The sequence below is a fragment of the Flagellimonas algicola genome, from assembly GCF_005937185.1.
Classification (GTDB): domain Bacteria; phylum Bacteroidota; class Bacteroidia; order Flavobacteriales; family Flavobacteriaceae; genus Flagellimonas; species Flagellimonas algicola.
This window is the reverse complement of the sequence record NZ_VCNI01000001.1, coordinates 771,013-783,213: the sequence shown is the minus strand read 5'-3', so window position 1 is coordinate 783,213 and position 12,201 is coordinate 771,013. Positions and strand designations below refer to the sequence as shown.

Below are 12,201 nucleotides of genomic sequence, written 5' to 3'. Positions count from 1 at the left end.
ATTATAAAACCAAGATACCGATTATATGTTCTCCAAGAACATTGAATTCCATGGTGTAAAAATGCTTTGTCCATAAAAAGTCCATGGATTTGAAATTGAATAGTTTAACATCAATCCCTGAAATACCCCTATTTTATTGGTATTTCATTGAATTCACCTACTTTATAAAAAACGTACTGTCCATGATGCTTTTCAATGAAATCCATGCTGCTTGTCCATACTTTGTCCATGCCAAAAATTAGGGGTGGGGGATTTTCTCATCTAGGTTTGGGGTGTTGAATCCTAAAAACCAAAGTATTATGAAAACAAATCACCCCCTTTTAAAAGTAGGAATGCTAATCATATTATTGGGCATGTCTTTTTCAATCTTTGTTGCGTGCAGCAAAGACAGTACCGACCCACCAATTTCGGATGATGAAGTAGTCATCGATGATGACGATGTTACACCTTCAAATTTTAACGCTGACTTGAACAATCTGCAGAACTTTTCCCAACCCATGGAAATTGCCAATCCCGAACTCATAGAGGATGACGACACTCCGGAAAGGAACGGACAGTTTGAATGCGTTGTGAAAAAGTACAAGGCAGCTCCCGGTTATGACGAAATGCTTTCCTTGGATCCTGCCAATGGAGTAATTTACCCTGGCGCCATGCTCAAAGGAGAATCAATACCCACTGGAGAATATGTTGGCTTAAATGGAGGGAGAGCACCCATTACATTATCCATATCATTGGAAAATATAAATGGTACCGCTTCGGTGGAAGTTGAAGATCCTGATTTAGATGGTGTAAGAAATAGTGTAAATTCCTTATTGGCACAAGGTGTGGACGGGGCTACCCCAGCCGATTTGAATTTTACCATTCAAGAGGTACACTCTCAAGAGCATTTGGATATTGCCTTAAGAGCAAACTATCGTGATCGTAATAGGGATATTTCGGGTTCATTCGATTTTGAGAGCTCAACATACAATTACAAATATGTGATCAAGTTTTTTCAAGAGTACTATACCATAGATATGACCTTGCCACCTAATGATGATCCAGGCTCTCTTTTTACAGCACTACCCAATCTAAACAGCACTAGTCCTGTTATGGTTTCGAGCGTGGTATACGGTCGTATGGTTTTATATACTGTTGAATCCAATTATAGCACTTTGGATGTAAAATCGGCATTTGCGCTTTCCTTTAGTCAAGGAAGTTCAAGTGGTGAGGGTGGAACCAACGTAGATTATAATAAAATCATTAGCGAGTCAAAGATTGAAGCTTTGGTTATTGGCGGGTCCGCTGAAGATGCAGTAGGAGTTATTGAAGGCCCTTCAGGTGTCCATAGTTATATTATCAATGGGGGCAATTACTCCAAAGATTCCCCAGGAAAACCCTTAGCATATACCTTAAGGTATATCAAAAATGATTTCCCAATTGCCAGAGTGGTCTTGGCTTCCGAATATCCAGTGCGCACTTGCGACTTGGCTTGGCCACAATATGAATTAAAATTAGTAAAGATTGCTGGCTCAACACTTACCAATAGAGAGCTGTACGGAAACCTGGAAATTAGGATGTGGTCTGATGCCAATAACGATTTTGTACGATCCAATACCGATAACCCTGGTGTGGATAATGCCTGGTGGAACCGTGAAAATAGCAGTGACGAAAGGGTAAACGTAAAAGGTGGTGATGACAACCATTATTATTTTGACGACAATCCAATAGATGATGAGTTTTTCACCTATGACATTGAACCGTACAGACCGAATAAAAGCGCGGACTATTTTGAATACAGAGGGCATCTATATGATAATGAGTTGATAGGCTTTGATGATTTAGGCGCAAAATCGGGAAGGGCTTATTTGGACGATCTTGGTGAAAATGCCTTAAGTGAACAAGAAGCTAAAGATGCTAATTTAATAGAAGATACTGAGGCCATATTGCCAGGTGAATACTATTATAGCCATAGTTTTGAGGACGGAATAACTGTTTATTATAAAATAACAGAGAAGTAATCAAAGATGCAGCTGGCCGCTCAGGTTGGGTTCAACAACCTGATGCCGGCTGTTTTTCAATGGTCAATAAACAATTTACAATGTACAATGAGCAGTAATCAATAATCAATGTTCAATAAATATCCTCATTGTAAAATAATTGATAGCTGTTAACTGTAGATTGTTAACTGTTTACTTTTTGGCTTCCACCAACTCCAACTGATCCACACTGACCTGGGTGGTAAACATGCCATAATTGACCACGGCCTTTCCTTTTTCCAAAGTATCAATACTGCCTACAGCTTTTCCATCCATCATACGTACACGGTCACCAATTTTAAAGATTGGTCTGGGTTTGTTCTTTTCCTTTTGGATGGCTTTTTTCTTCTCTATTTTCTTTTCCTGGCGGACCTTAACGATTTTTTTCTCCAACTCTTGGGCTACCACCTTTTTTTGTGCTTGCTTGGCCTTGGACTGCTTTGCAGTGGTCTTTTTGCGCTTGCTGTTCTCGGTTTCCACAATGCGAAGGAGCTCCGAAATCAATGGCCTTTTTTTATTGTCGATAAAGTACCGCTCAGCTGCCGTGTTGACCTTATCTCCCAGATGGATCATTCGTTGGTTGTGATCGTACAACTCCTGATAATTTTCCAATTTGGATTTGATCTTGGCATTCAGTTTTTCCAGACGTTCGGCCTCATCCCTCGCTTTGGTTTCCTCTTCTTGCAGTCTGGAACCGGTTTGGGCCATTTTACTACGCTCTTTCTGAAGCTTGGCTATTGTGGCATCAAATCGCACTTTCCCGCGTTCTATTTTCTTTTTGGCCTTGTTGATCAGACTATAGGGAATACCATTTTTTTGGGCGACCTCAAAGGTGAAAGAACTACCGGCTTCTCCCAAAATCAATTGAAAAGTAGGTTCTAGCGTTTTGGAATTGAACAACATATTGGCATTGGTAGCATGAGGAAGCTCGTCCGCAAGCGCTTTAAGGTTGGCATAGTGGGTAGTAATCACCCCGTACGCTGCCCTTTCGTAAAATACTTCAAGAAACGCTTCTGCAAGGGCACCTCCCAACTCCGGGTCACTTCCGGTCCCAAACTCATCAATCAAGAACAAGGTTTTGGCATTGCACTTTTTCAAAAACTGGTTCATGTTCTTGAGTCGATAGCTATAGGTGCTCAGATGGTTTTCTATGGATTGGTTATCTCCTATATCCGTCAATATTTTGTCGAACAAGCAAACCGTACTTCTTTCATGAACAGGGATTAACAACCCTGATTGAAGCATTACTTGAAGTAAGCCAATGGTCTTTAGGGTTATACTTTTTCCTCCAGCATTGGGTCCGGAGATTACTATGATTCGGTTTTCATGATGCAGCTGAATGCTTTGCGGCCAGGTTTTTTCATTCTTCAGCTTGTTGGTCATGTACAAGAGTGGATGGTAGGCTTCCCTGAGATATAATTCCTTCTGGTCATTTATCTCTGGAAGCAGTGCGTCCATTTCCAATGCATACTTAGCCTTGGCCGCAGTAATATCGATGTGGCTTAAATAGGCTTGATAAGCTCGTAAAAGTTCTTGAAAAGGACGGATGTCATTGGTAAGTTGGTTAAGGATACGTTGGATTTCTTCCTTTTCCTCAAATTCCAGATTGTTCAATTCCCGTGTATGACTCAAAGTGGCTTCCGGAACAATATAGATAATGCTTCCTGTCTTGGAAGTCCCCATGACTGTTCCCTTTACTTTTTTCCGATGCATGGCCTTTACTGCCAATACCCTTCGGTTTTCCACTACAGACTCCCTGATTTCATCCAAATAGTCTTGTCCTTGGTATCGACCCAAAGCTGCAGCAAAACTTTGATTGATCTTGGCTCTAACCTCATTGATTTGGATTCGGAGATGTTTCAATTCTTCGGAAGCAGAATCCCTTATTTCCCCAAACTTGTCTATAACCGAATCTATGGAGGAAGGAATTTGGGAATTACCTTCCAATTGGCTGGAGTACTCAAAGAGCAGAGGATAGTATTCTTTGAATTTCTTTAGAAACTTTTGATGGAGTTCCACCGTTTTGCAAATAGAGGCAATCCGTCTAAAGCCTGAAATTTCCAAAGTGGTGTTCTCAATACCCAGCAGCTTAAGTTCACTATTGATATGGTCAAACCCGTGGTTGGGAATCCGGTTGTCATTGGAGAAAGAAGCGAGATACTCTGATGTTTGCCCCAAAATGTTCGTCAGGAATGCGATGTCTGTCAATGGGCGAATCTCTGCGGCTTCCAATTTGCCCAATTCCGTATTACACCGTGCTGCAACCTGCTCCAGTACAGTGGGGAACTCTAAATCTTGAAGTGTCTTGGGGTGTATTTTCTGCATGTTTATTTACTCGCGGGGCAAAGATAGCCATTCATACCTCCAATCAAAGGGAATACATGGAACATCTGTTGACATTGCCTTATTGGATATGGCCTCCAACCGGAAGGCCACTAGGCACCCTTTCCGGAATGGATTTGTCAAAATCTGGATCGTTAAGGGTATTTAAAAAGGAGATGATCTGGCTCATTTCCTTCACGGAAAGCTTAAGTTCAGCAACCAGGGGATCAAATTTGGACTTTGGTACATTCTTATTCCGAATTTTCCTATGGGCAATATCCTCATAAAACTCTAAGACCCGTCTCAGATCCATAAAGCTCCCATTGTGCATGTAGGGAGCTGTAAACCGAAGGTTTCGCAGTGATGGTGTTCTAAATGCAAAACTATCCACCCTTTGCTTGTCGGCCCGCCCCAAATCCGGGAGGGGTAGTTTTTTGTTTTCCGGAACCCCGAGGACATGAAATTTGTAATCCGAAAACATAGGGCCGTTATGGCAATTGGCACAGCCCACTTTTTTAAATTGTTCAAAACCGTCTTTTTCCAATAAAGAAATGGCGGACCTGTCTCCATTCATATACTGGTCAAATCTGGAATTGTTGGCGACCAGGGTACGTTCAAAAGAGGCAATGGCCTTACCAAGGTTTGAAACTGAAATGGGATTTTCCCCATCAAAGGCTTTTTTGAAAAGTTCCTGATATTCTGGAATATGTTGTAACCGACCCACAACCACCTGCAGGATTTCTTCTTCAGTAAAGTGTGGGCCGCGCATTTCCTCCAACGCTTTGATGGGTTCCAAAGCCTGTTTTTCCAAACTTTGAACCCTATCGTCCCAAAACATGGGAGCATTTTTAGCTTCCACGGTTTGGTGGCCTTGCATCCCATTAAAAGCTGTGTTGAGTATGGTTTGAGCGTTGCGCTTAACAAAGGGAATTGAATTGGGCTCCAGGAAGTTCCGCTTACTTCCCATACCCTGGGCGTTAGGGCCTATGGATATATCCAGAAATTCTGCATAGCCCATTTCCGGATGATGACAGGTGGCACAGCTTACATCTTTGTCTCCGGATAAGATAGGGTCATAAAACAGGAGCTTACCCAGAATTTCTTTGTCCCTGCTGGGGGGATTGTCCTGAGGGTAAGGAACTTCTTGGGGTAGTGCGGTAAAAACGGGAACATCAACTTTAGTTTTTGTAATCTCTGGCTCTTTTGCTTTGGGGCCGCCACAACCTAAGGGAATAAAAACCGCGGCAATTAAAAATAGTCCTTGTAGATGGGCAAAACGGTTCTTGGAAGATGTATTTTCACCCATAAACCCGTATTACTTTTCCGTTTTCTTTGCCCTTGATACTTTTGATGTAAGCATTCACAGCCTTTTCCATAGATATTGGGGTATGGCCTGGAAAATAATCCTTGTATTTTTCATAAGCGTCAATGACCAGTCCAAGGGACACCACATTAAGCCGAATTCCGTTTTGGAGTTCCAAAGCCGCCGCTTGTACAAAACTATGGATGGCCCCATTGACCATGGCAGCACTGGCTGTTTTTACCACTGGGTCATCGGCTAAAACACCGGTGGACAGGGTTATTGACCCTCCGGGATTTAGGTACTGTTGTCCAATTCTGGTCAAATTGACCTGTCCCATGAGCTTGCTTCGTATCCCTATGTAATAGTCTTCTTCGGAAAGTTGGTCAAAGTCGTCCCATTTGGCTTCGCCAGCAATGCACACAATGGCATCCAGCTTTCCAATTTTTTGGAACATACTTTCAATGGAGGCACTTTGGGAAATATCTACACTGATATCCCCAGAACTTCTGCCAGCCATGAGGACTTCATCACCCTTGGAAAAATGTGATACTACCTTGTTGCCGATGGTTCCTTTACCGCCTATGATCAAGATTTTCATAACAATTGAATATGTTTATTCGAAGGTATTAAAAATAGACACCAATTGTAAGCACGACCATAGCTAAGATGGCCAATAACAATACCAGAGGTAGAGCAAATTTCAACCACTTGTCATAACCTACATTGACCAAGGCCAAAGATGCCAATATTATTCCTGTTGGATTAATGATTTTGAACAAGCCCACGCCATACTGATAGGCACTGACCATGAGTTCCCGTCCAATTCCCACGCTATCCGCCAAAGGAGCCATAATGGGCATCGTCAAAACTGCCATTCCAGAGGAGGATGGGATAAAGAACGTAAGGCCAGTGTACATTATAAAGGCTACGTTGATAAACAATCCTTGTGGCATAGTTGAGGTGAACTGACTGGCATAAAACAAAAGTGTATCACTAATTTGTCCATCTTCCATCAAAACGGTAATTCCCCGAGCAATGCCAATAATAAAGGCAACACTCAATAGATCTTTGGCACCATTCATAAATTCCGTGACAAAATGTTTTTCATTTAATCGGGCGATTAGGCCAATAAGCAAAGCAGCCGCCAAAAAGACTGAAGTCATTTCCAAAAACCACCATCCCAATTGAGACACCCCATATACCATCACAAAAAAACAACTGGCAAAAATAAAAAGCACCAGTTTTAATTTAAGAGTGAGCGGGGTAATCTTATCCATGTTGATGGCGGGATAAATTTGTTCTATTTCATTCCGTTGATCATAAATTAAGGATTGCGAAGGGTTCCTTTTTACTTTTTGGGCGTAACGCGTGATATAGAGAATGCAAATTACTAGTCCAAGACTAAGCATAACCAATCTATCCGTAAGTCCCTCGGTCCAATTGATACCAGCGGCATCCGAGGCAATAATAGTGCTAAATGGGTTAATTGTGGATGCCAATGTACCAATGGAAGAACCGATATAAATGGATGCGATGCAAACCAGGGCATCGTATCGAGCAGCCAAAAAAATGGGAATTAAAATAGGGTAGAAGGCGATGGTCTCTTCTTCCAAACCGAAGGTGGTCCCGCCCAAAGCAACCAATAAAGTAACCATAATAATAAGGATAAACTCCCTTCCCCTTAAACGTTGTGCAAGCCCAGCTATTCCGGCTTCAAAGGCCTTGGTCGCATTAACAATTCCAATGAGGCCACCAATGATTAGCACCAACAAAATAATCTCAATGGATTGGGAAATACCTCTTAGCGGTGCTTTAATGAAGTTGACCAAACCCTGGGGTTGGCCTTGGAGCTTTTTATAGGTTCCTGGAATACTAATAGGCTTTGAAATGGCCCCTGTCCTAAACTTTTCAATAGGAATTTTAACGGTCAATTCATCCAAAGTTTCTTGGGTAGCCGGCAACGTTACTTGAACTTCTTCACTAGTTTGGAGGAAAGTGTCCGTATCCGCTGAGTACGCAAGACGGTCGTATTGGCCAGCAGGAACCAACCAAGTAAGGAGTGCTACAAAAGCTGCAATTATGAACAAAACAGTATGTGCGGTAGGGAATTTCCTTTTTTTGGTTTGGCCCATAAGTCCTAATAATTAATTAGCAAAGTAGAAAGATATTATTTTTAGTTTTATCCTTGGAAATGAAAGAAATTAATGGAGGTACATATAGAGCCAAGCTGGAAGAAACACTTACAATCTGAATTTGAGCAGACCTATTTTGAACAGTTGGTTCAATTTGTGAAGGGGGAATATCAGCAGCATACCTGCTACCCTAAAGGGCAGGATATATTTGCTGCCTTTGACCATTGCCCGTTTTACGAAACCAAGGTGGTAGTTATTGGTCAGGATCCCTACCATGGCCCAAATCAAGCCAACGGACTCTGTTTTTCCGTTAAAGACGGTATTTCCCACCCACCTTCATTGGTGAATATCTTTAAAGAAATAAAGACCGATGTAGAAAAGCCCTACCCACAAAGCGGCAATTTGGAGCGTTGGGCGCAACAGGGGGTATTACTGTTGAATGCCACCTTAACGGTGCGGGCCCATCAAGCCGGAAGCCATCAAAACAAGGGTTGGGAGAAATTCACGGACGCTGTGATCAAAACCATATCCTCCCAAATGGATGGGATTGTGTTTTTGCTTTGGGGTGGCTTTGCCAAAAAGAAAATTTCCCTCATAGATAAGACCAAACACCGCATACTTACCTCCGGTCATCCCTCCCCTTTAAGCGCAAATCGAGGGCTTTGGTTTGGTAACCAGCACTTTAGCAGCACCAATAAGTTGCTGGCCCAAATGGGAAAAACGTTAATAAGTTGGTGAATTACTTCTTGAAAGTGTTTTCTTAAAACTAGTTGGAATTTCTTACGTTTATATGTAAACTAACCCCATACGAAAATTCTGATACGTTGCGCAGATTGAAATCGGTTTTGCTTGTTGATGACGACGAAACCACGAATTTTTTAAACAGATTTTTTTTAAAGCAGTTAGATAGTAACCTTCCAGTCTTTACGGCATGTAATGGTATGGAAGCCATTGAATTCTTAGCTACGGATTTGGATGAAGACCATCTTCCCTGTCTACTTGTCTTGGATACCAATATGCCCGTTATGAACGGCTGGGAGTTTCTGGACGGTTATGGACAACAATTTGAAGCAGAATTTAGGGACAAAATTGTCATTATTATGCTAACTGCCTTGGACACTGAAGAAAATACAGCTCTGGCCTTGGCCAATCCCAATGTGAGGGACACGGCTCAGAAGCCGTTATCCGATATATCTTTCAAGGCACTCATCAAGAAACATTTTTCTTGATCATGAATACAAAAAATGTTCATTGGGTTTGATGTCCTGAATCAAGTCCAGATCCCTGAGTTGCCGTTGTACCTTTTCCAAGGTTTCGCTGCCCATCTGTGTCTGCCCCCAATTGGTTTTTGAAAGCCACTCCTTGATGTCCTCCAATTTTTGCCCATATCTATTGGACAAGGTACGGTCTATACTGGGAATTCGCTTAAATTCCGAAGTATACATGTTTATGATTTCCAAAATATGTTGAACTACATTCTTGTTTTTGCCTAGGAATGTAGTGTTGGCCGCAATTACAAAACAAGGCCATGGCGTTGGACAATCCCCCAACCGTTTAAAGATGCCCTGATCTACCAAGGGTTTGGTAGTAAAATGCTCCCACATGAAGTAGGCCCCCGAGCCATTGACCAAGCTCTCCACTGCACCATCCAAGTTGTTTATGATTTCAAATTCCAGGCTTTGGGTGTCCCAGCCTTGACTTTGGGCTTGGACATAGGACATCAAATGACTCCCACTACCCATACGGCTTATAGCTATCTTGTCATTTTCCAGGTCGGAGATGGAAGTTCGGTTATTATCGGCGGCAACATGAATTCCCCAAAGCAGGGGAGAGGACACGTACTCTTGAACAATTTTGGCAGGATTACCTTGGGCAATGCTTTTTACAATGCCCTCAGTAAGAATAATAGCCATGTCGGCATCACCATTTTCCAGAAGTTTGGCCATCTTACCAGTTCCTTCTGGAATATCTTCCCACTGTAATTGAATTCCACGATCTTCAAAGGCAGATTCTTCAATGGCCAGATGCCAAGGCAAATTAAAATGCTCAGGAACACCAACGATTTTTACCTGTTTCATATGGTCTTTTATTGCGGGTATTAAATGGGTGGATAAAGTTAAGCAAAAGACAAACCAATCGTTATGCCGTTAGTTTTTCCAAGGCCAATTGAATGAGTTCGTTCACGGTACGCATAGGTCTTTCGGAAAATTCTCCTGTGGCCCTGTTGGCCAAGATGGCATTCAGGGAAACCGCCCGGTGTCCATGCATTTTGGAAAGCCCATAGATACCTGCAGTCTCCATTTCCAGGTTGGTAATTCGCTGATTTTGATACGAAAAGTCGGCAAGCTTCCTATTAAATTCAGTGATACGCGGTTGAAGCCTAATACTCCGTCCTTGAGGGCCATAAAACCCTGAATTTGTTGCGGTTATTCCAAATCGTATATGATTTTCAGCAAATATGTCGGCTAAAGAAGCATCCGCATCAAAGGCATAAGCACTTATTTTATGGGTCTGCCAAGCCAGAAAACCATTCAACTCCTGTTCCAATCCTTGGTTGCCCGCTTGTCCAGTATCGTAAAAGTGCATCAAACCGTCAAAACCAACCGCGGAAGAGCTTAGTAAGAAGGTGTCCACGGGGATGTCTTCCTGTATAGCGCCCGATGTACCAATCCGTATAAAATCCAACTGGGTAAGCTCATCTTTTATTTGGCGGGTCTTAAAATTTACATTGACCAGGGCATCCAATTCATTACAGACAATATCGATATTGTCCGTTCCAATTCCTGTTGAAATTACCGTAATTCTTTTCCCGTTAAAAGTACCAGTGTGAGCAAGAAATTCCCTCTTACCTTTCTCAACTTCGATAGTTTCAAAATGTCTGCTTACCGAACGTACCCGGTCTGGGTCACCTACGGTGATAATGGTATTGGAAATATCTTCCGGATGAAGATTAAGATGGTAAATACTGCCATCAGGATTCAGAATGAGCTCTGAGTGGCCCAATGCCATATATTACAATTTTAGTATGCGGTCCGTAGATGAATTATATAAGAAGCTATACTTTAAAGAACCTCCCAAATATAATTGATTATCACGTAGTTGTGAATAATAATTTGCTTTGTTTTCTAAAACATCCTTACCCATTTTGGTCAGCTTTACCGGATTGAAAGAGCTGAACAATGGTTTTAACGACGTGATGATACGGTTGTGTTGGGTATCCCCAAATCCATAGTATCCTTGATTCGTAAGCATGCTGCTCAAAAGTTCCTTTCTGGATTTAGGTTTTTCACCGACCGCAGTCTCCAAGACCTGGTTTTCCAGCTCGTTCAAACCATTCTTGATGGTCGGGAAACGTTTAAGGTGTGCTTTTAAGGCTTCGGAAAGGTACTGGAACTGGAAATTGTTGTGGGCAATAAGGTTTTCCAAGCGTATGGGATTGTCACTGCAATATAGCTGCCATACATAGTCGGCGAACTCTATATCGTCCTGGGACAAAATCGTTCTGTTTTCGTACAGTTCCAGTAACTTATCGTCGCTTAGTTCGCTTAAGCCATACAGTTTGTCTGTTGCATCTTCCTTTCCGCTGCATACCAAAGAGATTTCAGCATGTCTTCGGTGGGTCTTCAACCAGCTAAGAACTGCTAGCATATTAATTTGGCAGAATAGGTCATACTCAAACCACAGCACAATCTGATCTTGTTGCTTATGGTTGCAAAGGGAGCGGTACTCCTTCAGGGTTTTCTCTACGAACCAAGATTTGGTAACCTTGTAATTCTTGTTCAAAAATTCAAAACGCGTCTTCCAGAAGGATTCACTGCCTACTGCACAAAGGGTTTTGCCCTCGCAAAGCATTTCCCTCCATGTAATAATATCCCCCTTAAGATTTAGCGTTTGAAGTTTTGACGTGAAAGAGTCCCCGTTGGTAATATGCAACAGTGATTTCATTTTCAACTTAGTTTTCGTCGGTTAGGAGCATTAAATGTAATATTTAAACCAAGAACTCAAAAACTTTTTTCGTAAAACCTTGGTTGTCAAAGCTTAAATTTAACATGGAAAGGAAGAGGCCCAAGGGATTTCTTGGTTTATTTGGAGTTATCCACCAACGCGTTTTACAGAAAATCCATGGTCTTTTAAATAATCCATGATTTTATTCCGATAATCTCCTTGAATAATGATGGATTCGTTTTTGAAGCTTCCCCCGACACCCAGTAAGGACTTTAGGTCTTTGGTCAATTTTTTAAAATCGGAGTTAGCTCCATTGTATCCTTCCAGAATGGTGACAGGTTTTCCTTTTCTTTTTTCGTATTTGCAGATTATTGGGTCGTCTTGAAGCCAATATTTGGGAACATGTGGCTCCTTTTCGGCTTCTGTTTGCTCCGGGGTATGGTCTGGAAACAAATTTTTAAGCTGGTCCTGTAAATCCATG

At 42.0% G+C, this 12,201-nt stretch carries 11 protein-coding genes; 3 read left to right on the top strand and 8 right to left on the bottom strand.

From position 1 onward, the window contains the following. Positions 1-299 precede the first annotated feature (299 nt). The gene (locus tag FGG15_RS03440) at positions 300-2,000 is read left to right on the top strand and encodes a thiol-activated cytolysin family protein (protein ID WP_138833239.1); all 1,701 of its coding nucleotides are present in this window, start codon (positions 300-302) and stop codon (positions 1,998-2,000) included. A gap of 171 nt (positions 2,001-2,171) precedes the next feature. On the opposite strand, the gene FGG15_RS03435 is transcribed toward FGG15_RS03440, so the two are convergent. The 4 genes from FGG15_RS03435 to FGG15_RS03420 all read right to left on the bottom strand — a co-directional run bounded on the left by FGG15_RS03435 (position 2,172) and on the right by FGG15_RS03420 (position 7,775). Then, the gene (locus tag FGG15_RS03435; protein ID WP_138833238.1) at positions 2,172-4,343 is read right to left on the bottom strand and encodes an endonuclease MutS2; all 2,172 of its coding nucleotides are present in this window, start codon (positions 4,341-4,343) and stop codon (positions 2,172-2,174) included. A 79-nt stretch (positions 4,344-4,422) separates the two neighbouring features. After that, a complete protein-coding gene (locus tag FGG15_RS03430; RefSeq protein WP_138833235.1) occupies positions 4,423-5,646 on the bottom strand; it encodes a cytochrome-c peroxidase in 1,224 nt (407 codons plus the stop codon). Then, positions 5,639-6,241 carry a short chain dehydrogenase gene (locus FGG15_RS03425; protein WP_138833233.1) on the bottom strand — a complete coding sequence of 201 codons (603 nt, stop codon included), beginning with the start codon at positions 6,239-6,241 and terminating at the stop codon, positions 5,639-5,641. The genes FGG15_RS03430 and FGG15_RS03425 overlap by 8 nt, the downstream gene beginning before the upstream one ends. A gap of 28 nt (positions 6,242-6,269) precedes the next feature. Continuing rightward, entirely contained in the window at positions 6,270-7,775 is a 1,506-nt protein-coding gene (locus FGG15_RS03420; RefSeq protein ID WP_138833231.1) for a YfcC family protein, read from the bottom strand. A gap of 72 nt (positions 7,776-7,847) precedes the next feature. On the opposite strand from FGG15_RS03420, the gene FGG15_RS03415 reads away from it, so the two are divergent. Next, entirely contained in the window at positions 7,848-8,513 is a 666-nt protein-coding gene (locus FGG15_RS03415) for a uracil-DNA glycosylase (RefSeq protein ID WP_138833229.1), read from the top strand. An 86-nt stretch (positions 8,514-8,599) separates the two neighbouring features. Further along, positions 8,600-9,004, top strand: a complete 405-nt coding sequence (locus FGG15_RS03410; protein ID WP_161991913.1) for a response regulator — start codon at positions 8,600-8,602, stop codon at positions 9,002-9,004. On the opposite strand, the gene FGG15_RS03405 is transcribed toward FGG15_RS03410, so the two are convergent. The 4 genes from FGG15_RS03405 to FGG15_RS03390 all read right to left on the bottom strand — a co-directional run bounded on the left by FGG15_RS03405 (position 9,005) and on the right by FGG15_RS03390 (position 12,200). Continuing rightward, the gene (locus FGG15_RS03405) at positions 9,005-9,853 is read right to left on the bottom strand and encodes a substrate-binding domain-containing protein (protein WP_138833224.1); all 849 of its coding nucleotides are present in this window, start codon (positions 9,851-9,853) and stop codon (positions 9,005-9,007) included. Between the two features lie 61 nt (positions 9,854-9,914). Then, the gene (locus FGG15_RS03400; protein WP_138833222.1) at positions 9,915-10,784 is read right to left on the bottom strand and encodes a nucleoside phosphorylase; all 870 of its coding nucleotides are present in this window, start codon (positions 10,782-10,784) and stop codon (positions 9,915-9,917) included. A 3-nt stretch (positions 10,785-10,787) separates the two neighbouring features. After that, positions 10,788-11,720 carry a DUF1835 domain-containing protein gene (locus tag FGG15_RS03395; RefSeq protein ID WP_138833220.1) on the bottom strand — a complete coding sequence of 311 codons (933 nt, stop codon included), beginning with the start codon at positions 11,718-11,720 and terminating at the stop codon, positions 10,788-10,790. Positions 11,721-11,867: 147 nt separating this feature from the next. Next, positions 11,868-12,200, bottom strand: coding sequence for a translation initiation factor (locus FGG15_RS03390; protein ID WP_138833218.1), 333 nt, complete (start codon positions 12,198-12,200; stop codon positions 11,868-11,870). Position 12,201 lies beyond the last annotated feature (1 nt).

Bases quoted from the DNA above. Each gene is read 5' to 3' on its own strand.
- FGG15_RS03440 (WP_138833239.1), top strand. From the start codon at position 300: ATGAAAACAAATCACCCCCTTTTAAAAGTAGGAATGCTAATCATATTA.
- FGG15_RS03435 (WP_138833238.1), bottom strand. From the start codon at position 4,343: ATGCAGAAAATACACCCCAAGACACTTCAAGATTTAGAGTTCCCCACT.
- FGG15_RS03430 (WP_138833235.1), bottom strand. From the start codon at position 5,646: ATGGGTGAAAATACATCTTCCAAGAACCGTTTTGCCCATCTACAAGGA.
- FGG15_RS03425 (WP_138833233.1), bottom strand. From the start codon at position 6,241: ATGAAAATCTTGATCATAGGCGGTAAAGGAACCATCGGCAACAAGGTA.
- FGG15_RS03420 (WP_138833231.1), bottom strand. From the start codon at position 7,775: ATGGGCCAAACCAAAAAAAGGAAATTCCCTACCGCACATACTGTTTTG.
- FGG15_RS03415 (WP_138833229.1), top strand. From the start codon at position 7,848: ATGGAGGTACATATAGAGCCAAGCTGGAAGAAACACTTACAATCTGAA.
- FGG15_RS03405 (WP_138833224.1), bottom strand. From the start codon at position 9,853: ATGAAACAGGTAAAAATCGTTGGTGTTCCTGAGCATTTTAATTTGCCT.
- FGG15_RS03400 (WP_138833222.1), bottom strand. From the start codon at position 10,784: ATGGCATTGGGCCACTCAGAGCTCATTCTGAATCCTGATGGCAGTATT.
- FGG15_RS03395 (WP_138833220.1), bottom strand. From the start codon at position 11,720: ATGAAATCACTGTTGCATATTACCAACGGGGACTCTTTCACGTCAAAA.
- FGG15_RS03390 (WP_138833218.1), bottom strand. From the start codon at position 12,200: ATGGATTTACAGGACCAGCTTAAAAATTTGTTTCCAGACCATACCCCG.